19 protein-coding genes are annotated in these 22,270 nt (G+C 51.8%); 11 read left to right on the top strand and 8 right to left on the bottom strand.

Features of this window, described 5'->3' with window-relative positions; translation table 11 throughout:
* The first annotated feature begins 143 nt into the window (after window positions 1-143).
* Together pyrD and zapC are read left to right on the top strand one after the other, a co-directional pair.
* Window positions 144-1,154, top strand: coding sequence for a quinone-dependent dihydroorotate dehydrogenase (gene pyrD / locus ACO7SM_RS13925; RefSeq protein WP_490468030.1), 1,011 nt, complete (start codon window positions 144-146; stop codon window positions 1,152-1,154).
* A 166-nt stretch (window positions 1,155-1,320) separates the two neighbouring features.
* Window positions 1,321-1,863: a cell division protein ZapC gene (zapC, locus tag ACO7SM_RS13920; RefSeq protein ID WP_490468029.1), complete on the top strand. Its 543-nt coding sequence runs from the start codon at window positions 1,321-1,323 to the stop codon at window positions 1,861-1,863.
* Here the strand turns inward: zapC and ACO7SM_RS13915 are convergent.
* Window positions 1,860-2,969: a YcbX family protein gene (locus tag ACO7SM_RS13915; protein WP_490468028.1), complete on the bottom strand. Its 1,110-nt coding sequence runs from the start codon at window positions 2,967-2,969 to the stop codon at window positions 1,860-1,862. The two genes, zapC and ACO7SM_RS13915, sit on opposite strands and share 4 nt — an antisense overlap.
* A gap of 97 nt (window positions 2,970-3,066) precedes the next feature.
* On the opposite strand from ACO7SM_RS13915, the gene rlmKL reads away from it, so the two are divergent.
* The 6 genes from rlmKL to rmf all read left to right on the top strand — a co-directional run bounded on the left by rlmKL (window position 3,067) and on the right by rmf (window position 10,992).
* On the top strand, window positions 3,067-5,175 hold the full coding sequence (gene rlmKL, locus ACO7SM_RS13910; protein ID WP_490468027.1) for a bifunctional 23S rRNA (guanine(2069)-N(7))-methyltransferase RlmK/23S rRNA (guanine(2445)-N(2))-methyltransferase RlmL: 2,109 nt from the start codon (window positions 3,067-3,069) through the stop codon (window positions 5,173-5,175).
* A gap of 12 nt (window positions 5,176-5,187) precedes the next feature.
* Entirely contained in the window at window positions 5,188-7,095 is a 1,908-nt protein-coding gene (locus tag ACO7SM_RS13905; RefSeq protein ID WP_490468026.1) for an ABC transporter ATP-binding protein, read from the top strand.
* A gap of 14 nt (window positions 7,096-7,109) precedes the next feature.
* Window positions 7,110-8,363 (top strand): membrane integrity-associated transporter subunit PqiA, encoded by a 1,254-nt coding sequence (gene pqiA, locus ACO7SM_RS13900; protein WP_490468025.1) that lies wholly within the window; start codon window positions 7,110-7,112, stop codon window positions 8,361-8,363.
* Between the two features lie 4 nt (window positions 8,364-8,367).
* A complete protein-coding gene (gene pqiB / locus ACO7SM_RS13895; protein ID WP_490468024.1) occupies window positions 8,368-10,008 on the top strand; it encodes an intermembrane transport protein PqiB in 1,641 nt (546 codons plus the stop codon).
* Complete coding sequence (gene pqiC, locus ACO7SM_RS13890; protein WP_490468023.1) at window positions 10,005-10,568, top strand: membrane integrity-associated transporter subunit PqiC; 564 nt, start codon at window positions 10,005-10,007, stop codon at window positions 10,566-10,568. Before pqiB ends, pqiC begins: the two co-directional genes overlap by 4 nt.
* Window positions 10,569-10,824: 256 nt before the next feature.
* Entirely contained in the window at window positions 10,825-10,992 is a 168-nt protein-coding gene (gene rmf / locus ACO7SM_RS13885) for a ribosome modulation factor (RefSeq protein ID WP_192611800.1), read from the top strand.
* Between the two features lie 94 nt (window positions 10,993-11,086).
* On the opposite strand, the gene fabA is transcribed toward rmf, so the two are convergent.
* Entirely contained in the window at window positions 11,087-11,605 is a 519-nt protein-coding gene (gene fabA, locus ACO7SM_RS13880; protein WP_010429339.1) for a bifunctional 3-hydroxydecanoyl-ACP dehydratase/trans-2-decenoyl-ACP isomerase, read from the bottom strand.
* Between the two features lie 68 nt (window positions 11,606-11,673).
* Window positions 11,674-13,434, bottom strand: a complete 1,761-nt coding sequence (locus ACO7SM_RS13875) for an AAA family ATPase (protein ID WP_490468022.1) — start codon at window positions 13,432-13,434, stop codon at window positions 11,674-11,676.
* 185 nt (window positions 13,435-13,619) lie between these two features.
* On the opposite strand from ACO7SM_RS13875, the gene matP reads away from it, so the two are divergent.
* Window positions 13,620-14,072: a macrodomain Ter protein MatP gene (gene matP / locus ACO7SM_RS13870; protein ID WP_490468021.1), complete on the top strand. Its 453-nt coding sequence runs from the start codon at window positions 13,620-13,622 to the stop codon at window positions 14,070-14,072.
* A 111-nt stretch (window positions 14,073-14,183) separates the two neighbouring features.
* Here the strand turns inward: matP and ompA are convergent, their stop codons facing one another.
* Both ompA and sulA read right to left on the bottom strand, forming a co-directional pair.
* Window positions 14,184-15,230, bottom strand: coding sequence for a porin OmpA (ompA, locus tag ACO7SM_RS13865; protein WP_192611803.1), 1,047 nt, complete (start codon window positions 15,228-15,230; stop codon window positions 14,184-14,186).
* A gap of 354 nt (window positions 15,231-15,584) precedes the next feature.
* The gene (gene sulA, locus ACO7SM_RS13860) at window positions 15,585-16,094 is read right to left on the bottom strand and encodes an SOS-induced cell division inhibitor SulA (RefSeq protein ID WP_490468020.1); all 510 of its coding nucleotides are present in this window, start codon (window positions 16,092-16,094) and stop codon (window positions 15,585-15,587) included.
* Between the two features lie 216 nt (window positions 16,095-16,310).
* On the opposite strand from sulA, the gene ACO7SM_RS13855 reads away from it, so the two are divergent.
* A complete protein-coding gene (locus ACO7SM_RS13855; RefSeq protein WP_490468019.1) occupies window positions 16,311-16,925 on the top strand; it encodes a TfoX/Sxy family DNA transformation protein in 615 nt (204 codons plus the stop codon).
* On the opposite strand, the gene yccS is transcribed toward ACO7SM_RS13855, so the two are convergent.
* Both yccS and ACO7SM_RS13845 read right to left on the bottom strand, forming a co-directional pair.
* Window positions 16,903-19,056 (bottom strand): YccS family putative transporter, encoded by a 2,154-nt coding sequence (gene yccS, locus ACO7SM_RS13850; protein WP_490468018.1) that lies wholly within the window; start codon window positions 19,054-19,056, stop codon window positions 16,903-16,905. The two genes, ACO7SM_RS13855 and yccS, sit on opposite strands and share 23 nt — an antisense overlap.
* Window positions 19,057-19,074: 18 nt before the next feature.
* Window positions 19,075-19,521, bottom strand: coding sequence for a YccF domain-containing protein (locus tag ACO7SM_RS13845; protein WP_276292182.1), 447 nt, complete (start codon window positions 19,519-19,521; stop codon window positions 19,075-19,077).
* A 122-nt stretch (window positions 19,522-19,643) separates the two neighbouring features.
* On the opposite strand from ACO7SM_RS13845, the gene helD reads away from it, so the two are divergent.
* Window positions 19,644-21,698 (top strand): DNA helicase IV, encoded by a 2,055-nt coding sequence (gene helD, locus ACO7SM_RS13840; RefSeq protein WP_490468017.1) that lies wholly within the window; start codon window positions 19,644-19,646, stop codon window positions 21,696-21,698.
* Window positions 21,699-21,727: 29 nt separating this feature from the next.
* Here the strand turns inward: helD and mgsA are convergent, their stop codons facing one another.
* Window positions 21,728-22,189 (bottom strand): methylglyoxal synthase, encoded by a 462-nt coding sequence (gene mgsA / locus ACO7SM_RS13835; RefSeq protein ID WP_490468016.1) that lies wholly within the window; start codon window positions 22,187-22,189, stop codon window positions 21,728-21,730.
* Between the last annotated feature and the right edge of the window lie 81 nt (window positions 22,190-22,270).

Genomic DNA, 22,270 nt, shown 5'->3' with positions numbered 1-22,270 from the left:
ATCTGAAAAACGCATAATTGCGCAGGGGAGGATGAAAACGATTGCGTGGACATCGTCATTTATTGCCGCAGGTCAATTCCCTTTTGGTTCAACATCGCACATAATACGCCCCCGGTTTGCACACCGGGAATCCAGGAGAGTTCATGTACTACCCCTTCGTTCGTAAAGCCCTTTTTCAGCTCGATCCAGAGCGCGCTCATGAATTAACATTTCAACAATTACGCCGTATCACAGGGACACCGCTGGAAGCGCTTGTGCGCCAGAAAGTGCCAGCAAAGCCTGTTACCTGTATGGGGCTGACTTTTAAGAACCCGCTTGGTCTGGCAGCAGGTCTGGATAAAGATGGGGAGTGCATTGATGCGCTGGGCGCAATGGGGTTTGGCTCGATAGAGGTAGGCACCGTGACGCCACGCCCTCAGCCTGGCAACGATAAACCCCGCCTTTTCCGCCTGGTCGACGCGGAAGGGTTGATCAACCGAATGGGCTTCAATAACCACGGTGTTGATAACCTGGTGGAGAACGTCAAGAAATCGCATTTTGACGGCATCCTGGGGATTAATATCGGTAAAAATAAAGATACGCCGGTAGAACAAGGCAAAGATGACTATCTGATTTGTATGGAAAAAGTCTATGCTTATGCCGGTTATATCGCAGTCAATATCTCGTCACCAAATACGCCGGGATTACGCACGCTGCAATACGGCGATGCGCTGGACGATTTATTGACGGCAATTAAAAATAAACAAAACGATCTGCAGGCGATCCATCAAAAATATGTGCCGGTGGCCGTAAAGATCGCGCCGGATCTTTCTGAAGAAGAACTGATCCAGGTCGCCGACAGTTTAGTCCGTCATAATATTGATGGTGTTATTGCTACCAATACAACGTTGGATCGTTCTCTGGTTCAGGGAATGAAAAACTGTGATCAAATGGGTGGTTTGAGTGGACGACCGCTGCAATTAAAAAGTACAGAAATTATTCGACGTCTGTCGCAGGAATTAAACGGGCAGTTACCGATTATTGGTGTCGGTGGTATTGACTCGGTGATCGCGGCGCGTGAAAAAATGGCGGCTGGTGCTTCACTGGTGCAAATTTATTCCGGCTTTATTTTTAAAGGCCCGCCGCTGATTAAAGAAATCGTTACCCATCTCTAACCTTTTCCCTTAATCGGACAACCAGGGCTTTATTTCCAGCCCTGGTTGTTTTATATTCCTTCACTGTTGCTTATTTAAACATTTTGGTCTTTTCTTATTAAGGCAATAAACGAAGCGGCAATCAGGACAATGTTGCAACAGGATGTTAAGCCCAGGAGATAAACGAATGCGAATTAAACCTGACGATAACTGGCGCTGGTATTATGATGAAGAGCATGATCGAATGATGCTCGATCTGGCCAATGGCATGTTATTTCGCTCGCGTTTTGCTCGCAAAATGCTCACTCCTGATGCTTTTTCACCCGCCGGTTTTTGCGTAGAAGATGCCGCGCTTTATTTTTCCTTTGAAGAAAAATGCCGCGACCTCGAATTATCGAAAGAACAAAAAGCGGAACTGGTGCTTAATGCGCTGGTGGCTATTCGCTATCTCAAACCCCAGATGCCAAAAAGCTGGCACTTTGTTGCGCATGCAGAAGACTGGTCGCCTGTCTGTGGCGATGCGGCCTGCGTCTACTTAAGCGACACCGAAGAGCAGGTCAATTTACTGGTGGTGGAACCGGGTGAAAATGCGGCACTTTGTCTGCTAGCTCAGCCTGGCGTGGTGGTCGCGGGACGCACGATGCAACTGGGAGATGCGATAAAGATAATGAATGACAGACTGAAACCGCAAGCCATGATTGACAGTTTCAGCCTTGAGCAAGCCGTTTAACTTTCCAGTCTGAGCGCCGTTTTCGGTACACAGCTACAGCAAAGAATTGTGCCATCCTCGCCTATCGCTGATTTTTTCAGCGCGCTGACTTCGCCTTCCAGCAACCGTACCCGACAGCAACCGCAAATACCTGCCCGACACGAATAGGGAACCCGAATCCCCTGGTTTTCCAGTTGTTCTAACAACACCTGTTGGTTATTGCCACGAAAAGTCTGTCCATGCCAGTCGATATTCACCGTCGCATCCGGGTGTTGTTCTGCGGTGACGGTATCGTCAGGTGCTGCTGCGCCGTAGGCTTTTGCGGGCCCCGTCGCCAGTATTTCGACCTCATCGCCTGTGCGGATCACGCCGCTGTTGCGGGCAATCAGGTTCTGACCGAAATCAACATCGCCATTATCCAGCGCCGTGCGAAAACGCTGTAGTGTGGCGAGCGGTTCGCCAGACGGATGTTTTTGACCTTTTTCCGGACTGACGGTGGTGAAAATACAGCGGCTGCACGGCTTTGCGACATCAAAAATAACGTCGCCGATGCGGATCACTTTCCAGGTGTCCTCTTCCCAGGCGGCGGCACCGCTCACCACCAGGTTAGGGCGAAACTGTTCCATTTTCACGCTGGCCGGGCAGCGCTGTTGTAAATCACGCAGAGAGGCTTCACTGGTCAACAGGTAGGGGAAGCCATCCGCGAAGGAGAGCGGTACGCCGCTGTGTTGTTTAACGCGTCGCGTCAGGTTTGGCCCGACCCAACGTAATTGCACTTCGCGGGAAAAGAAACCGCTCAGCCACCGATTGACAGCATCGGGTGCGATGCGGGCGGTAAAATGGTTTCCCCAGACTTCGGTTGGAGCATCCTGTTCGGCAAAATCAGCAAATCGCACCAGCGCGCTGCTGCCGTCCGGGGCTGTAAGATGCAGCCCGTCGTGCAACAGGGAAGGGGTAAAGCGAACCATTTGCGGAAACTGGCGGGCAGTGATGAAAGTGCCATCGGGTTCGGTGACCATAAAAATACGATCAAACGCCAGACCGCTGGCGTCAGCCAGTGCATGTGTCAGGCCAATGCCGCGCATTGATTTAACCGGATGAACAAAAAGTCTGGTTAACGTCACCACTGTACAGCCCTCAAATGAAAATAAGCCCTCAACTTTATGACATACAGCCCATATTAGCTATAATGCGCAGCAATTTTCCCCGAGTAAAAGTGACGATATGAATTCTCTGTTTGCCAGTACGGCCCGTGGGCTGGAAGAGCTGTTAAAAACTGAACTGGAAAACCTGGGCGCCGATGAGTGCCAGGTCGTTCAGGGTGGTGTCCATTTTAAGGGCGACACACGGCTTGTTTACCAGAGCCTGATGTGGAGCCGTCTGGCCTCTCGCATCATATTGCCGATGGGGGAATGCAAGGTCTATAGCGATCTGGACTTGTATCTCGGCGTTCAGGCAATCGACTGGACAGAGATTTTTAATCCTGGCGCCACGTTTGCTGTGCACTTCAGCGGCCTGAATGACACCATTCGTAACAGCCAGTACGGCGCAATGAAAGTGAAGGACGCCATTGTGGACGCCTTTACCCGCAAGAGTCTGCCGCGCCCGAATGTGGATCGTGAATCCCCGGATTTACGCATTAATGTCTGGCTGAACAAAGACACCGCCAGTATCGCTCTTGATCTGAGCGGCGACGGTCTGCATCAGCGTGGCTATCGCGATCGCACTGGTCAGGCGCCAATTAAGGAAACGCTGGCCGCGGCGATTGTGATGCGTTCTGGCTGGCAGCCGGGCACGCCACTGCTCGACCCGATGTGCGGTTCGGGTACGCTATTAATTGAAGCGGCAATGTGGGCGACCGATCGTGCGCCTGGATTACACCGTGGATACTGGGGCTTCAGCGGTTGGGCGCAGCATGATGAGGCAGTCTGGCAGGAAGTGAAAGCCGAAGCGCAGGTTCGTGCCCGCAAAGGCCTGGCCGACTACAGCTCGCGCTTTTACGGTTCAGACAGCGATGCTCGCGTGATTGAACGTGCGCGCAGTAACGCCCGCCGCGCAGGTATCGGCGATCTCATCACCTTTGAAGTCAAAGACGTGGCACAACTGAGCAATCCGCTGCCCGAAGGACCGCACGGGACGGTTATCAGTAACCCGCCGTACGGCGAACGTCTGGAGAGCGAACCGGCGCTTATCGCGTTGCATAGCCTGCTCGGTCGTAACATGAAAAACCAGTTCGGCGGCTGGAATTTGTCGTTGTTCAGCGCGTCCCCGGATTTGCTCAGCAGTCTGCAATTGCGCGCCGATAAACAATTCAAGGCGAAAAATGGCCCGCTGGATTGCGTGCAGAAAAACTATCACGTTGCAGAAACCACTTCTGAAAGCAAGCCTGCCACGGTAGCGGAAGATTACGCCAACCGACTGCGTAAAAATGTTAAGAAGCTGGAGAAGTGGGCGCGTCAGGAAGGGATTGAATGCTATCGCCTTTATGATGCTGACCTCCCGGAATACAACGTGGCGGTTGACCGCTACGGTGACTGGGTGGTGATTCAGGAATATGCGCCGCCGAAAACGGTCGATGCGCAGAAAGCGCGCCAGCGTCTGTTTGATATCATCGCGGCGACCCTCTCCGTGCTGGAGATGGCCCCGAACAAGCTGGTGCTGAAAACGCGTGAGCGTCAGAAAGGGAAAAACCAGTACCAGAAGATGAACGAGAAGGGCGAGTTCATCGAAGTGAGCGAGTACAACGCGCGTCTGTGGGTCAACCTGACCGACTATCTGGATACGGGCCTGTTCCTTGATCACCGTATTGCGCGTCGTATGCTGGGGCAAATGAGCCAGGGGAAAGATTTCCTTAACCTCTTCTCCTACACCGGCAGCGCCAGCGTACATGCTGGTTTGGGTGGCGCTCGCAGCACCACGACGGTGGATATGTCGCGCACCTATCTGGAGTGGGCGGAGCGCAACTTGCGTCTGAATGGCCTGAGTGGTCGCGCGCACCGTTTAATCCAGGCGGATTGTCTGGGGTGGCTGCGTGAGGCGAATGAGCAATTCGATCTTATTTTTATCGATCCACCGACGTTTTCTAACTCAAAACGTATGGAAGATTCGTTTGATGTGCAGCGCGATCATCTGGCGCTGATGAAGGATCTGAAACGTCTGCTGCGTAAGGGCGGCACCATCATGTTCTCCAACAACAAACGTGGATTCCGTATGGATCTCGACGGACTGGCGGCACTGGGACTGAAAGCACAAGAAATTACGCAGAAAACGCAATCCCAGGACTTTGCCCGTAACCGCCAGATCCACAACTGCTGGCTGATTACCTCAGCCTGAAAGGAAAAGTAAATGTCATTAATCAGTATGCATGGTGCATGGCTGTCGTTTAGCGATGCGCCGCTTCTTGATAATGCAGAATTGCATATCGAAGATAACGAACGCGTCTGTCTGGTGGGCCGTAACGGCGCCGGAAAGTCGACCCTGATGAAGATCCTCAACCGTGAACAAGGTCTGGATGACGGGCGCATTATTTATGAGCAGGATCTGGTGGTTGCGCGTTTGCAACAGGATCCCCCGCGAAACGTTGCGGGCAGCGTGTATGATTTTGTCGCCGAGGGCATCGAGGAACAGGCGGAATACCTGAAGCGGTATCACGATATTTCTCGCATCGTGATGACTGACCCCAGCGATAAGAACCTCAATGAAATGGCGCGGGTACAGGAACAACTCGACCACCATAACCTGTGGCAGCTCGAAAGCCGTATTAATGAAGTGTTGGAGCAGTTGGGGCTTGATCCTAACGCCGCGCTCTCTTCTCTTTCGGGCGGATGGCTGCGCAAAGCGGCGCTGGGCAGGGCGTTGGTGAGCAACCCGCGCGTATTGCTGCTGGACGAACCGACTAACCACCTGGACATTGAAGCTATCGACTGGCTGGAAGGATTCCTGAAATCCTTCAATGGCACGATCATTTTTATCTCTCACGACCGTTCGTTCATTCGTAACATGGCGACCCGTATTGTCGATCTTGATCGCGGGAAGCTGGTTTCTTATCCTGGCGATTACGATCAGTATCTGCTGGAAAAAGAAGAGGCGCTGCGGGTCGAAGATCTACAGAATGCGGAGTTTGATCGCAAACTGGCTCAGGAAGAGGTGTGGATCCGTCAGGGGATTAAGGCGCGCCGTACGCGTAACGAAGGCCGCGTGCGCGCATTGAAAGCCATGCGTCGCGAACGTGGCGAACGCCGCGAAGTGATGGGCACCGCGAAGATGCAGGTCGAAGAAGCGACACGCTCGGGCAAGATCGTCTTCGAAATGGAGAACGTGGATTACCAGGTTGATGGCAAACAACTGGTGAAAGATTTCTCCGCGCAGGTACAACGCAGCGACAAAATTGCGCTGATTGGGCCAAATGGCTGCGGTAAAACGACGTTGCTGAAACTGATGCTGGGCCAGCTTCAGGCTGACGGCGGCCGTATTCATGTTGGTACAAAACTCGAAGTAGCTTACTTTGATCAGCACCGTGCCGAACTGGATCCCGATAAAACCGTGATGGACAACCTCGCGGAAGGCAAACAAGAGGTGATGGTTAACGGTAAATCCCGCCATGTGCTGGGCTACCTGCAAGACTTTTTGTTTCACCCTAAACGTGCCATGACGCCGGTTCGCGCATTGTCGGGTGGCGAGCGCAACCGTCTGCTGCTGGCGCGTTTATTTCTTAAACCCAGCAATCTTTTAATTCTCGATGAACCAACCAACGATCTCGACGTCGAAACCCTCGAGTTGCTGGAAGAAATGATTGACGGTTATCAGGGGACAGTCCTGCTGGTGAGCCACGATCGCCAGTTTGTGGACAACACCGTGACCGAATGCTGGATCTTCGAAGGTGACGGCAAAATTGGTCGCTATGTCGGCGGCTATCACGATGCGCGTGGACAACAGGTACAGCATCTGGCGTTTAAACAGCCAGTTGTGAAAAAAAATGAGGAACCTGCTGCACTTAAAGCAGAAATTGTAAAACGAGCGAGTGGCAAACTAAGCTATAAACTACAGCGCGAACTGGAACAGCTACCCCAGCAGCTTGAAGAACTGGAAGCTAAACTGGAAACGCTGCAGGCCCAAGTTGCTGACGCCAGCTTTTTTAGCCAGCCGCATGAGCATACACAAAAGGTTCTGGCTAACCTGAGTGAAGCGGAACAAGAGCTTGAGCAAGCCTTTGAGCGCTGGGAGTATCTTGAAGCCTTGAAGAATGGCGCATAATTAAAGGAGCACATATGTGCGAACATCACCATGCTGCGAGGCATATATTATGCTCGCAATGTGACATGCTGGTGGCATTACCCCCGTTAGAGCATGGTCAAAAAGCGGCATGCCCACGATGTGGCACAACATTAACAACCGAGTGGGACGCGCCAAGGCAGCGTCCCACCGCGTATGCAATTGTGGCTTTATTCATGCTGCTACTCTCTAACCTATTCCCTTTCGTGAGTATGAATGTGGCGGGGGTGAGCAGTGAAGTTTCGTTTCTGGAAATTCCGGGCGTTTTATTTTCTGAAGATTACGCCAGTCTCGGTACCTTCTTTTTATTATTCGTTCAGGTGGTGCCCGCTTTTTGCCTGATAACGATATTACTGCTCGTTAATCGTGTTGCCATGCCGGAAAAATTACAGGCCAGGCTGGCGCGCGTTTTGTTCCAGTTAAAATCCTGGGGCATGGCTGAAATATTCCTCGCCGGGATATTGGTGAGTTTTGTCAAACTGATGGCATACGGCGATATTGGCGTAGGCAGCAGTTTTATCCCGTGGTGTCTGTTTTGTATTTTGCAGCTTCGTACGTTTCAGTGTGTGGATCGTCGCTGGCTGTGGGATGACATTGCCCCTGCGCCTAAAATTGCGCAGCCGTTAAAAGTGGGAACGCCGGGGATTCAACAAGGTTTACGTTCCTGTTCCTGCTGTACGGCGGTACTGCCTGCCGATGAGCTGGTGTGTCCACGTTGTAATACTAAAGGGCATGTGCGACGTAAAAACAGTCTGCAATGGACGATGGCATTGTTATTCACGTCGATCATGCTTTACCTTCCAGCCAATATCATGCCGATTATGATTACTGATTTGCTGGGTTCAAAATTACCATCCACCATTATTGCTGGGGTGGTTTTACTGTGGAGTGAGGGATCTTATCCGGTTGCGGCGGTGATATTTATCGCCAGTATTATGGTGCCGACGTTAAAAATGATTGCGATTGCATGGCTGTGCTGGGACGCAAAAGGGTTTGGAAGGCGTGACAGCGAAAGAATGCATTTGATTTACGAAGTCGTGGAATTTGTCGGTCGTTGGTCAATGATCGATGTTTTTGTTATTGCCGTACTCTCTGCGCTGGTGCGCATGGGAGGGTTGATGAACATTTATCCTGCAATGGGTGCATTGATGTTTGCTTTAGTCGTCATTATGACAATGTTTTCTGCGATGACATTTGATCCTCGTCTGTCGTGGGACCGTAAACCAGAACCAGACCATGAGGAGTCCTGACAGCATGGAATCTAAAAGTGGGGAAGCCAAAGTGCAGAAGGTAAAGAACTGGTCTCCCGTGTGGATATTCCCCATCGTCACTGCGCTTATCGGGGCATGGGTTCTGTTTTACCACTACAGTCATCAGGGACCAGAAGTTACCCTGATTACCACCAATGCCGAAGGCATTGAGGGCGGTAAAACCACCATAAAAAGCCGTAGCGTCGATGTTGGCGTGGTCGAAAGCGCGACGCTAACCGATGACTTAACCCATGTAGAAATCAAAGCACGCCTCAATTCCGGTATGGAAAAGTTGCTGCATAAAGATTCTGTCTTCTGGGTGGTTAAGCCGCAGGTAGGGCGTGAGGGGATCAGCGGTTTAGGGACGCTGCTGTCTGGCGCCTATATTGAATTGCAACCGGGTAATAAAGGAAGCCAGCTCAATAAATATGATTTGCTGGATTCGCCGCCGCTGGCGCCGCCGGATGCGAAAGGGATCCGCGTGATTCTGGACAGTAAAAAGGCCGGGCAGTTAAGTCCGGGCGATCCGGTGCTGTTCCGCGGCTATCGTGTCGGTTCGGTTGAAACCAGTACGTTTGATCCGCAAAAGCGCAGCATTAGCTATCAGCTCTTTATCAATGCGCCGAACGATCGCCTGGTCACCAATAATGTGCGTTTCTGGAAAGACAGCGGCATTGCGGTCGATCTCACCTCTGCGGGAATGCGCGTAGAGATGGGTTCGTTGACCACCTTGTTTGGCGGCGGAGTCAGCTTCGACGTCCCGGATGGACTTGAGCAAGGGCAACCCGTCGCGGAAAAATCAGCGTTCGTTCTCTATGACGATCAGAAAAGCATTCAGGACTCGTTGTTTACCGACCATATCGACTATCTGGTGTTCTTTAAAGATTCGGTTCGTGGATTACAACCTGGCGCGCCGCTGGAATTCCGTGGCATTCGTCTGGGTACCGTCAGCAAAGTGCCGTTCTTTGTGCCAAATATGCGTCAGGTATTTAACAACGACTTCCGCATTCCGGTGCTGATCCGTATCGAACCTGAGCGTCTGAAAGCGCAGTTAGGCGAAAATACGGATGTGGGCGCACATCTGCAGGAATTGCTGAACCGTGGCTTACGCGCATCGTTAAAAACGGGGAATCTGGTGACCGGCGCGCTGTATGTCGACCTCGATTTCTATCCGAAGGAACCGCCTATTAAGGGCATCCGTGAGTTTAGCGGCTATCAGATCATTCCAACCGTGAGTGGCGGTCTGGCGCAGATCCAACAACGTCTGATGGAAGCGCTGGATAAAATCAACAATCTGCCATTGAATCCGATGATTGAGCAGGCGACCAATACGCTTACTGAAAGCCAGCGTACGATGAAGCACCTGCAAACCACGCTGGACAACATGAACAAGATTACGTCCAGTGAGTCGATGCAGCAGCTTCCAGCGGATATGCAAACTACGCTACGCGAACTGAACCGCAGTATGCAGGGCTTCCAGCCGGGTTCTGCCGCGTATAACAAGATGGTGGCGGATATGCAGCGTCTTGATCAGGTACTCCGCGAACTGCAGCCGGTTCTGAAAACGCTCAACGATAAGAGCAATGCGCTGGTATTTGAAGCGAAGGACAAGAAAGATCCAGAGCCGAAGAGGGCGAAACAATGAAAAAGTGGCTAGTGGTGATGATGTCGGTCTGGCTGACGGCATGCAGCTCCGGTGGAGAAAGTAAAAGCTATTACCAACTGCCTATTGCGCAGGGGGGCGTGCAAAGTACCGCGAATCAGGGAAACCGTCTGCTGTGGGTGGAACAGGTTTCGGTACCTGATTACCTCGCAGGTAATGGCGTGGTCTATCAGACCAGTGATGTGAAGTACGTGATTGCGAACAACAACCTCTGGGCCAGCCCGCTGGATCAGCAGTTGCGCAATACGCTGGTGGCCAGCCTGAATACCCAGCTTCCGGGTTGGGTTGTCGCCTCACAGCCGCTGGGGAGCACTCAGGACACGCTAAACGTCACGGTGACCGGATTCCACGGTCGCTATGATGGCAAGGTTATCGTGAGCGGTGAGTGGCTTCTGAACCATCAGGGGCAGCTGATTAAGCGTCCATTCCATCTCGAAACGACGCAGCAGCAGGATGGCTATGATGAGATGGTCAAAGTGCTGGGTACGGCATGGAGCCAGGAGGCTGCGTCTATCGCCCAGGAGATAAAACGCCTGCCTTAAAGTTTAAACAATTGTAAATTAAACCGCCTCAGACCTTTCGCTGAGGCGGTTTTTTTTCATTTTTATTCCGACAAAATAGCTGTTCTGGCTCACATTTCTTGTACAAATGATTTATTGGGTAGCTCACAAATATGACACTGGCGTGAATTTTGCGCATTGACGGAACCAATGTTTCGCGGTATTCGTTTTAGTGTGATTGCACACTTCGTAATCACTGTTTTCTTTTCCACCAGATAAAAGATGAGGGAAACGAGGCATGAAGAGACAAAAACGAGATCGCCTGGATCGGGCACATCAACGTGGATATCAGGCCGGCATCGCCGGACGCTCAAAAGAAATGTGTCCCTATCAGACGCTGAATCAGAGGTCATACTGGCTGGGAGGCTGGCGAGAAGCCATGGCGGACAGGGCAGTTTTGGCCTGATTCTGTCTCTTTAGAAAAAAGAAACCTCCGCATCGCGGAGGTTTCGCCTTTTATCACTCAGTCAGCAAAAGTGGCTGGCTGTAAAAGGGCAGGATTAGAACGCGGAAGTGTCCTGGAACAGGCCCACTTTCAGGTCATTAGCGGTGTAGATCAGACGGCCGTCGACCAGAACTTCGCCATCAGCCAGACCCATGATCAGGCGACGGTTAACGATGCGCTTGAAGTGGATACGGTAAGTGACTTTTTTCGCGGTCGGCAGAACCTGGCCGGTAAATTTCACTTCGCCTACGCCCAGGGCGCGGCCTTTACCTTCACCGCCCAACCAGCCGAGATAGAATCCAACCAGTTGCCACATTGCGTCCAGACCTAAACAGCCCGGCATGACCGGATCGCCGATAAAGTGACACCCGAAGAACCACAGGTCCGGGTTAATATCCAGCTCAGCTTCGACATAACCTTTGTCAAAGTTACCACCGGTTTCAGTCATCTTGACGACACGGTCCATCATCAACATGCTTGGTGCTGGCAATTGTGGGCCTTTAGCGCCAAACAGTTCACCGCGACCAGAGGCAAGAAGGTCTTCTTTTGTATAGGATTCGCGTTTATCTACCATGTTCTCTGTAAGCCTTATTTTATTGAAGCACGCAGGATAGCTAACACGTGTACGCTGAACAAGTCCGATCAGTTCGGAACAAACCAATTCAGCCAACGCAGTGGCCAGGGGAAACGGTGACGACCTTCCAGTTGCGTTGCTGCCGCAATACGCTCCTGGATAGTTTGCATCAGCGTAGTCTGACCTTCACCGTCCCACACCAGATTTAACAGAAGCGGCAGGGCGTCTGTCACGTCATCCACCGCCCAGATACTGAATTTCTCTTCTTCAACGGCCTGTAGCAGCGCAGGTTGCAGACTAAGATGCCTGACGTTAGCCGCCGGAATAATCACGCCTTGCTTGCCTGATAATTCTCGCTGCTGACAAATCGTAAAGAAGCCTTCAATCTTCTCGTTTAACCCGCCGACCGGTTGCGCGCGACCGAATTGATCGACAGAACCGGTAATCGCGATACTCTGATTAACAGGAACATCAGCCAGCGCACTGATCAACGCGCACAATTCCGCCATTGATGCGCTGTCGCCATCGACTTCACTGTAGGACTGTTCGAAGGTCAGCGAGGCAGAAAACGGGATCTGCTGTTCAAGCTGCAGCTCAGACATCAGGAAAGCCTGCATGATCATCATGCCCTTGGCATGGATATTTCCGCCAAGTTCCGCTTTTCGCTCAATGTCAGTGAATTCGCCATCGCCAATATGCACCACGCAGCTAATACGTGACGGTTCGCCAAATGCGCGAGGGTGGCCTGGAAACTCAATCACCGAGAGCGCGTTGATTTGACCAATGCGTTCACCTTCGGTTTCGATCAGGATCTGTTCCTGGAGGATTTCATCCTGCATCCGCTCGGCAAGGAACCCCTCGCGCCATTCACGCTGGGCGAGCATCAGGCTAAGTTGTTCTGCACTACAGGTCTCCCCTTCACACAGCGGGGCAACGTCTTTGAACTGGCGGGCAATCCATAGCGGGCAGAGCGGCAAGGTGTCCTGCTCGCCAGTATAGCGTACCGCTTCACGAATCAGGGTCTGCCACGCATCAGGGCCGGGGTAGGGCAGATTATTGCTTCTGGCGACCTGAGTCACCCACTGGCACCACTGCGTCATGGATTCTTCATCCACTATCTGCAGGTTGTCTTCAAATTCGCTATAGATAGCCTGTTCTGCGAGTTCCGGCTCCATTTCCTGGAAGTCCGCTAACGACTCGCGATCACCGACCAGTACCACTTTCATTTTAAGCGGCATAGAGGGCACGGAAACAGGCAGGGGGCGAGACTCATCGAATGCGACCCAGTCAAAGCTTTCGCGGCTCACGATGGCTTTCAGACGCATCCATAACAGAGGCTGGGCCAGAAGCGTGCGCAGAGAAATAACCAAAATGCCGCCGTTAGCCTGATGTACCAGACCGGGTTGCAGGGTGATTTCTCCATTAAACTGACGCAGGCAGCCAAACAGTTGTTCGGCTTCAACCCAGTCGGCACTGACTACCTGAGTTAACGTCGCAAAATTGTCTTCTGCTTTTTCTGCTTCGCGAAAACGAATGTGATGACCTGAAATCTCGTAATGACCGCCGGTCAACTTACCGTCGTCGGTGTGCAGCGTTCGGACTGCATCGGCCAGGAGGTTGATATACTCAAGCTCTTGCGGGGCCTTTGCCAGCATAAAAGATGACGAAGCACGTGGCTGGAGAAGTTGCTCCAGACCAAACTGCAATCGCGGTTGAGTATCACTGAGTAAGGTGTCGTTTTCGTCAGTAAAGTGTGGCTGTGCAAATATCTCCTGATAACTGTCGGTATCAGGAACCAGATCACGCCATGCAAGTTTCGTAATGGTCAAAGTTGAGGTTTTTTAGTCTGTTGTGAAAAACGCGATTATACCGTAACAGGCAACTCTGCACACGCGGAAAGCGAACGGAAACACGCAGTATGACGCGCGACAGTTCACAGGCTGGATATTCTTTTCTTCAGATGCGTAAAAAGCTGATATTCTGATAAGAGTTACACGGTAACATTGAGATCGCAATGAAATATCAACAACTTGAAAATCTTGAAAGCGGCTGGAAGTGGAAATATCTGGTGAAAAAGCAGCGTGAAGGGGAGTTGATTACCCGTTACGTGGAGGCCAGCGCAGCCAAAGAGGCCGTCGATTTGTTGCTAACCCTCGAGAATGAACCGGTTCGGGTCAATACCTGGATTGACGAGCATATGAATCCTGCGCTGCTAAATCGGATGAAACAGACGATACGGGCACGACGCAAACGACACTTTAATGCTGAGCATCAGCATACGCGTAAGAAATCGATCGATTTAGAATTTATCGTCTGGCAACGTCTGGCTGGACTTGCGCAGCGCCGTGGCAAAACGCTCTCAGAGACGATAGTGCAACTGATTGAGGATGCGGAACATAAAGAGAAGTACGCCAGTCAGATGTCTACGCTGAAGCAGGATTTGCAGGCTTTATTGGGTAAAGAATAGCGTGTGACTCTGCCCGCATGTTCTGGGAACAGTCGCTGAGAACAGTAGTCTGAGAACGATGGAATGGCGAAAAAAAACCCCGCAAAGCGGGGTTTTTTATTAGACGGAAACTTAAGCCTGAGGCTGAGTTACAACGTCTTTGATACCTTTAACTTCGATCTCAACACGACGATCCGGAGCCAGGCAGTCGATCAGTGCAGCGCGAGCTTTCACGTTGTCACAGGTGTTGCCAGTAACCGGGTTGGATTCGCCCATGCCACGTGCAGAGATTTTGTCAGAAGGAATACCTTTAGAGATCAGGTAATCAACAACGGACTGAGCACGTTTCTCGGACAGACCCTGGTTGTAAGCGTCAGAACCGATGCGGTCAGTGAAGCCCAGAACAACAACGGAACCGTCTTTCGGATCCAGGTTGCTCAGCTGGCTGTACATCTGATCCAGAGCCTGCTGGCCTTCTGGTTTCAGAGTTGCTTTGTTGAAGTTGAACAGAACGTCAGACTTCAGAGTGAAGTGTTTGGTCTGTACTTCTGGAGCCGGAGCCGGAGCCGGAGCTACAACTGGAGCCGGTTCACCCTGGCCGAAGCGGTAAGAAACACCTACGCTCAGCAGGCCGTTGTCCGGACGACCACCAACGGTGTTAGCGTCACCGATGTTGTTGGTCCACTGGTATTCCAGACGGGTAGCGATTTCAGGAGTAATTGCGTACTCAACACCACCTGCGAATACTGGGGATACGCCAGTGTCGTGGTCTTTGAAGCCGGTGTTGTTTTTAGCGTCTGCACGCCAAACCATACCACCCAGACGAGTATAGATGTCCAGATCGTCAGTGATTGGGTAACCCAGTTTAGCGGTCAGCTGAACGCCCTGAGCTTTGAAGGCGCCGGTCTGAGTGTTGCCTTTGTACGGCATACGACCTAACCAGTCATAACCCATTTCGAAACCAACGTACGGGTTAACCTGATAACCACCGAACGCGCCTGCGCCCAGCTGGCTTTCTTCAGTTGAACCGTTGTTGTTGATTTGGTTGTTGCCAATGTCATGGAACTGAGACCAGCCCAGTTTAGCACCGGTATACCAGGTGTTATCTTTCGGAGCGGCCTGCGCTACGGTAGCGAAACCAGCCAGTGCCACTGCAATCGCGATAGCTGTCTTTTTCATTTTTTGCGCCTCGTTATCATCCAAAATATGCCATGAATATCTCCAACGAGATAACACGGTTAAATCCTTCACCGGGGGACCTGCTCAATAGTTACTCTACCGAATCTGCGGCTTAGGCCGAACACCCCTGGCGATGTAAAGTCTACAACGTAGTGGAAAACTTACAAGTGTGAACTCCGTCAGGCATATGAAAAAAAAAGGCTTGTATACACATTATTTAACATTTAGAGATGAGAAATTGAGCAGTAAAAATCGCTGAAACCGCTTCTGGCAAGCGTTCGCACCAAAAAAGCCTTAGGCTTCAATACGGCGGCAAAGCATGAAAAAAAAATCCAGGATAATTCCGAATTTTACTTAATGATACAAATTAGAGTGAATTTTTAGTCCGGAATGCTGTCTCGGGGCTAAGGAGTGGGCTTGCACCGGACGCATAATAAATCCCATTGCATTCCCCTCATCGGCAGCTTTTACCAGTTGCGTATGCTCTTCTTCTGTCAATTCATCCGACAACCAACCGATCACGACACTGTAATTTCCTGTGCGCAATGCCCGAATCATTGATTCTAAAGTATGGCACGGCGAAAGCTGGTTTATTTGCATCACCTTGGTGAGGGGAAGTCCTGCTGACTGTACCCATTCCCGGCTGAGTTTTTGCTGTGGCGTCAGCCAGAGTTGCCAGCGCGATTGCTGCCCTAATTGTTGCAGAAGGGGCAGAAGGAGCAATTGGGTCATCATAGGCTGGTCTTCGCGGTAGACCACTTCACTGATAAGCCCTGCGGTGGAGTTCTCCGAAGAGACACGCGCAATTCGACCGGAAGTGGAAGAGAGCGCCGAAGAACGATTTGCATAACCTGATGTGTACATAATCAATCCAGCCCTGTGAGTTACTGTATGGATATACAGTAACCCTGTGACCCATAAAGATCAACCTTATTTTCGGAAACAGACTCGCAATTTTTATTCGTCGTCGGCGTAAAAACAAAATTCATCTTGCCCCTTTAGAATAAGTTGCCTATTTTCGTCATTAACGGAGCTGTTACTACAATTTATTTATTTAGCTTATGATTTAAAAGGATTTTTATGAGAACACATTCTTATAGTCGAATCTATAAATCTCAAGAATACCTGGCTTCACTGGGCTCGATTGGCTACCGCTCGCTGTTTGGTAGTTACAGTTTGAGTATTGGGGATACTGTCTTTGCGATGGTTGCGAATGGTGAGTTATACCTTCGTGCCTGCGAGCAAAGCGTACAGTACTGTGTGAAACATCCACCTGTCTGGCTGACGTTTATGAAGCGCGGACGTCAGGTCATACTTCACTATTATCGGGTGGATGAAAGCTTGTGGTGCGACCAGCAACAACTGGTGCGTTTGTCACAGTATTCACTGGATGCGGCGGTAAAGGAAAAACATTCCCGATTTTCGCATCATCGTCTGAAGGATTTACCCAATATGACCTTTCATCTGGAGATCCTCCTGAACGAAGCGGGGATTAAAGATGAGAGCACATTACGCAATCTGGGGGCGAAAATGAGCTGGTTGAGGCTTCGTCACCTTAATAACTCCCTGACGGTGAAAGTTCTCTATTCCCTGGAAGGGGCGATTCTCCGGGTACATGAAGCCGCGCTCCCGGCGGTGCGCCGCCAGGAGCTTGCAGACTGGGTTCAGTCTCTTACGACAGAACAGGGGTCTTAGACGGCAATTGCGTAATTTGTCGTTGCAGACGTCCGATCTCGGGGAGCAGCGCTATCAGCAAGCCAATCTGCTGTACGACAAGCGGTTCTTTGCTGTCCGGGAGCGGTTCCAGATGCTGAATCCGCTGTTTTAGCCCCTCCAGCGCCTGATGTACCCGTTGTTCGTCTGCGGGTTGATGATGAAGCGCATCATCGACATAGCACACCGCATCGTCCAGCAGGGTCAGAACCTCCTGATTGGTTAACTGCTCACGGTGAGCGCCTAACGCAGAAATGTAGCTGGTAAAAGTATGGTTGAGGCAAAGTAACCGAAACGCGGCCTCACGTGTTTCTGCGGTGACATCGGGCTCGCTCGACATATTGGACACCACCGATGCCAGTTCTGCATCGCGATTGTGTGCATCCCGGCGGGCAATACGGTAGGTCAGTCGGTTATCACGCCCCTGGTGATATTGTTCGAGGATTGCATCCAGGTAGCGGCAGTTTGCATCCGTCGCGCGTTCCAGAACTCGTGGAAGATTGCGAAAACGCCAGTCAGGCCAGATGAAGCTGACGGCGGCCCACGCGATGGCACAGCCAATGAGCGTATCAATGACGCGCGGGAGAGCGACCTCAAAACCTTCTCCCAGCAAGTTAAAGCACAGCAACACCAGCAAGGTAATGAAGATCGTGGCGTGGGCATACTGCACATTGCGAAATGCGAAAAACAGCACGCCTGTAATCACCAGAAGGATCAATTGCCCTTCGAGGGAGGGAACGAACCACAATATCGGCAAGCCAATGGCGACACCCACCAACGTGCCGATAATCCTCAACGCCAGACGATGTCGGGTGGCGTTATAGTTTGGCTGGCACACGAACAGGCTGGTAAGCAGGATCCAGTAACCGTGATCCATTCCGGTAATTTGGATCAAGGCATAACCCAGGCAGAGAACTAACGACATTCTTACTGCGTGACGAAACAGGGCGGAATCTGGCGTGAAATTGCGGCTCAACCGTAGCCAGGTATCGCTGAATCCGTGCGGACTATCGTCTGCCAGCAGATTCTCTGATTCATTGCGAGGCATCGCCTGCGCCTGCTCAGATTCAATCGTGGCCAGTTGTGCATCTATTGCGCGTAAGTTTGCGAGTAAAAATCCCAGCGTTTTCAGTAAGTCTGCTGAAGCGCCGCCGGCCCGCATGCGTTCGAGCGCCGCGTCAAGGTGGGTGAACGCTCGTTCAAAATGCGGATCATGCTGGTATGGCGTGCGCAATAAAAGACAGCGCGACAGATGCATACAGGCTTGCCCTTGCATCGACATCAGACGCTGAAAGCGGAACATCACGTCGCTGTGGCGGAAATGATCGCGTAACGTTTGATACTGGATATGCGATGAGCTGGCCCGTTCATGAATATCCTGGGCAACAAAATAGTAGTGCAACGTCCGGCGCGTACCGCGTTGCCCACGGTCGCCACGCAGACGAGTGAGCAGAGAGATTTTAGTCTGGTTTAGCGTTGCCATCAGTTGCCCGTTGGCCAGCGCTAAATCGTACAAAGGCGCCTGACTCTCATCTTCAATATCCGGATCATATAACCGGGATTTTAATTCCAGATAATGCGCGAGCTGCTCATAGCTGCGCGCCAGATTATCCTGCAGTGGGCGAATAGGGAATAACAGATGCCCGGTCAGCGTAAGCAGGTTGTACCATACTGCCCCAGCCAGCAGGAGCAATGGTTGTTGATACCACTGTTCGTACAGCGATGCGCCCAGCATGGTGTAGATGGCGATCAGCAATGCGCCAAAAGCAATGGTCGCGTAGCGCTGCCCAAGGCCGCCGAGCAAAATAAATCCGCTGGTCGATAACGTCAGACCAATAGCGAAAAGCCAGGGCCATGGAAACAACAATTCCACGGAGGCGGAGGCGATGAAAAAACAGATCAGGGTGATTATCAGATTGCGCAGACGTCCTGCAAGGCGATCATCCAGATCGGTCAACGCAGCGGCCACCATACCCAGCGTTAGCGGTATGGTTAGTTTCACATCGCCCAGCCACCAGGGCAGGGCCGTTGTGCCGCACAGCGCGATAAAAATACGCACATAATATAACCAGGTACTATTCCAGGTGTACCGCCTAAGCAAGGGACTCAACATAAAGGCCATCAGTCCTGATCATTCAAAACGGCGACGCGCATTTGCTTCGCGCGCAGCCTGAGCGGTTTCAACAGTGACCACGCGGCGGCCAACCGGCCAGAGTGCGATGGCGGCAATTTTGAAGTTCGCAATGCCGACAGGGATCCCGATTATCGTAATGCACTGGGCAATACCGGCGGCAATATGCATCAGGCATAACCACCAGCCGAACAGAATCAGCCAGAATACATTGAGTAACGTACCGCCCGTATTCATCAGCGCATTTTTGCCCGCCGGGTTAAGTTCATCCACATGAATCGCTTCGTTGCCGTAGGGAAACAGAGAGAGTTTGGTTATTTCCCAGCACGAGCGCGTCAGGGGTAATGTAAAAATCAAAACGATACTGACGAGCGTCGCCAGTAACCAGGCCAGGGTGGTCGCAAAACCCCCCAACACAAAATTTAGGATATTCAGAACGGTACGCATAAAGCCTCGGTCAAATCTGGTTTTCTATGATTCAAGGCAATTGTAACGTTTTTTTGGGCTGGAGCACGTTTTCTCTGGCGGTTACACTGAGAAGTAAACCTCTCGTGTGGATCCACTGAGTCATGGAACTGAAAGCAACTTCTCTTGGAAAACGGCTGGCGCAACACCCTTACGATCGGGCTGTTATTCTTAATGCCGGTATCAAAGTCTCTGGCGATCGCCATGAATATCTTATTCCATTCAATCAGTTACTGGCTATCCATTGCAAACGCGGCCTGGTGTGGGGAGAACTGGAGTTCGTCCTGCCGGATGATAAAGTGGTGCGCTTGCACGGTACAGAATGGATCGAAACGCAACGGTTTCACCATCATCTGGAGGCGCACTGGCAACGCTGGAGCCAGGAGATGAGTGACGTTGCTGCGCAGGTGTTGCAGGAACAGTTAGACCTCATTGCACAGAGTACGGGGGAAAACAGATGGTTGACCCGTGAGCAAACGTCAGGAATTCAGCAGCAAATTCGTCACGCGTTTGCGGCGCTGCCGTTGCCTGTCAACCGGCTAGAATCCTTTGAAAATTGTCGCGATACCTGGCGTAAGTGCCTGGCATGGCTAAAAGATATCGAAGGCTGTCGGCTGGCGCATAATCAGGCTTATACCGATGCCATGCTGACAAAACATGCGGCGTTTTTCGAACAGATAGAATCGTCCCCGTTGAATCCCGCGCAGGCCAGAGCGGTCGTCAACGGCGAGCATTCGCTGTTGGTTCTTGCCGGGGCGGGCAGTGGTAAAACGTCGGTGTTGGTCGCGCGTGCCGGTTGGCTTTTGACCCGAGGAGAGGCGTCGGCTGAACAAATTCTGCTGCTGGCTTTTGGCCGTAAAGCGGCCGAAGAGATGGATCAGCGTATTCGCGAGCGGTTACATACTGAAGAGGTCACTGCACGCACGTTCCATGCGCTTGCGCTGCACATCATCCAGCAGGGGAGCAAAAAAGTCCCCACAGTCAGTAAACTTGAAAACGACACTGACGCGAGGCATCAGCTCTTTATTTCGGCGTGGCGACAGCAGTGCAGTGAGAAAAAGGCGCAGGCAAAAGGCTGGCGGCAATGGCTGGAAGACGAAATGCAGTGGACGGTGCCGGAAGGCAATTTCTGGGATGATGCAAAGCTGCGGCGTCGACTGGCACCGCGACTGGATCGTTGGGTGAGTCTGATGCGGATGCATGGCGGCACACAGGCCGAGATGATCGCCAGCGCACCGGAAGAGATCCGCGATCTGTTCGGCAAACGCATCAAATTGATGGCGCCGCTACTGAAAGCGTGGAAAAGCGCGCTGAAAGAGGAAAGCGCTGTCGATTTCTCCGGGCTTATTCATCAGGCAATTATTACCCTTGAAAAAGGGCGCTTTATTAGCCCGTGGAAGCATATTCTGGTTGACGAGTTTCAGGATATCTCCCCGCAACGCGCGGCATTGCTGGCCGCGTTACGTCGGCAAAACCCTCACAGCACCTTGTTTGCCGTCGGGGATGACTGGCAGGCCATTTATCGTTTCAGTGGGGCGCAGCTTTCGCTCACGACGGCGTTTCATCAAACGTTTGGCGAGGGCGATCGGTGCGATCTTGATACGACCTATCGCTTCAACAGCCGGATCGGTGAAATTGCTAACCGGTTTATCCAACAGAATCCACACCAACTAGCAAAACCGCTCAACAGTCTGACGGCAGGGGATAAGAAGGCGGTTACGCTGCTGGAGGAAAGTCAGTTGGATGCCTTGCTGGATAAGCTTTCTGGCTATGCAAAAGAGGATGAGCGAATTCTGGTGCTGGCGCGCTACCATCATTTGAAACCCGCCTGTCTGGAAAAGGCCGCGACGCGCTGGCCAAAACTACAGCTGGATTTTATGACCATTCATGCCAGTAAAGGCCAGCAGGCAGACTATGCGATCATCGTTGGGTTGCAGGAGGGAAGCGATGGTTTTCCGGCACCGGCGCGAGAGTCAATCATGGAAGAGGCTTTGCTGCCACAGGGAGAAGATTTCCCGAATGCAGAGGAGCGAAGATTGCTGTATGTGGCGTTGACGCGTGCCCGGCATCGCGTGTGGATTTTATTTAATAAAGAAAATCCGTCTTGTTTTGTCGACGATCTGAAGCATCTGGATGTGCCGGTCGCGAGGAAACCCTGAGAAACAGGCGGCAAACGCCGCCTGTAGGCTTATGCCTTGAGGCGTTCGGCCAGGTAGCGCTCATAATCCGGGATCAAAATATCCACTTCATCGCTGAAATTTGACGACTGGATAATAAAATCGGCGGTAGAAACGTTGGTGGCAACCGGGATATTCCACACGGTTGCCAGACGCAGCAGCGCTTTGACATCCGGATCGTGCGGCACCGCATTGAGCGGATCCCAAAAGAAAATCAGGACATCAATTTTCCCTTCAGAAATCAGTGCGCCAACTTGCTGGTCGCCGCCCATCGGGCCGCTCAGCATGGCGGTCACGTCCATGCCTGTCGCGCGTTGAATTAAGTTTCCCGTTGTACCCGTCGCGTAAAGTTCGTGCTTTTCCAGCAACGGCTGGTGGCGTTCAACCCAGTTCATCAACATCTGTTTGCAGTGATCGTGTGCAACCAGCGCAATGTGTTTGCGCGCCGGCAAAGTGCGAGTCGTCAGTTCCATAGTTCAATTCCGTAGTTAACCTTGCTACAGAGTACTGGAAGCACTTGACGCTGCAAGAGAAAGACGTAAAAAATGCGGACA

Source organism: Citrobacter sp. LJND-P06, from assembly GCF_058188415.1.
Note: the sequence above shows the minus strand (reverse complement) of the source record. Positions and strands in the feature narration are given on the sequence as shown.

What these genes read in the sequence shown, in the direction of transcription:
- pqiB (WP_490468024.1), top strand. Translation starts at nt 8,368, where the DNA reads ATGGAATCTAAAAGTGGGGAAGCCAAAGTGCAGAAGGTAAAGAACTGG.
- sulA (WP_490468020.1), bottom strand. Translation starts at nt 16,094, where the DNA reads ATGTACACATCAGGTTATGCAAATCGTTCTTCGGCGCTCTCTTCCACT.
- ACO7SM_RS13845 (WP_276292182.1), bottom strand. Translation starts at nt 19,521, where the DNA reads ATGCGTACCGTTCTGAATATCCTAAATTTTGTGTTGGGGGGTTTTGCG.
- ACO7SM_RS13855 (WP_490468019.1), top strand. Translation starts at nt 16,311, where the DNA reads ATGAGAACACATTCTTATAGTCGAATCTATAAATCTCAAGAATACCTG.
- pqiC (WP_490468023.1), top strand. Translation starts at nt 10,005, where the DNA reads ATGAAAAAGTGGCTAGTGGTGATGATGTCGGTCTGGCTGACGGCATGC.
- pyrD (WP_490468030.1), top strand. Translation starts at nt 144, where the DNA reads ATGTACTACCCCTTCGTTCGTAAAGCCCTTTTTCAGCTCGATCCAGAG.
- ompA (WP_192611803.1), bottom strand. Translation starts at nt 15,230, where the DNA reads ATGAAAAAGACAGCTATCGCGATTGCAGTGGCACTGGCTGGTTTCGCT.
- zapC (WP_490468029.1), top strand. Translation starts at nt 1,321, where the DNA reads ATGCGAATTAAACCTGACGATAACTGGCGCTGGTATTATGATGAAGAG.
- yccS (WP_490468018.1), bottom strand. Translation starts at nt 19,056, where the DNA reads ATGTTGAGTCCCTTGCTTAGGCGGTACACCTGGAATAGTACCTGGTTA.
- pqiA (WP_490468025.1), top strand. Translation starts at nt 7,110, where the DNA reads ATGTGCGAACATCACCATGCTGCGAGGCATATATTATGCTCGCAATGT.
- mgsA (WP_490468016.1), bottom strand. Translation starts at nt 22,189, where the DNA reads ATGGAACTGACGACTCGCACTTTGCCGGCGCGCAAACACATTGCGCTG.
- fabA (WP_010429339.1), bottom strand. Translation starts at nt 11,605, where the DNA reads ATGGTAGATAAACGCGAATCCTATACAAAAGAAGACCTTCTTGCCTCT.
- rlmKL (WP_490468027.1), top strand. Translation starts at nt 3,067, where the DNA reads ATGAATTCTCTGTTTGCCAGTACGGCCCGTGGGCTGGAAGAGCTGTTA.
- matP (WP_490468021.1), top strand. Translation starts at nt 13,620, where the DNA reads ATGAAATATCAACAACTTGAAAATCTTGAAAGCGGCTGGAAGTGGAAA.
- ACO7SM_RS13905 (WP_490468026.1), top strand. Translation starts at nt 5,188, where the DNA reads ATGTCATTAATCAGTATGCATGGTGCATGGCTGTCGTTTAGCGATGCG.
- helD (WP_490468017.1), top strand. Translation starts at nt 19,644, where the DNA reads ATGGAACTGAAAGCAACTTCTCTTGGAAAACGGCTGGCGCAACACCCT.
- rmf (WP_192611800.1), top strand. Translation starts at nt 10,825, where the DNA reads ATGAAGAGACAAAAACGAGATCGCCTGGATCGGGCACATCAACGTGGA.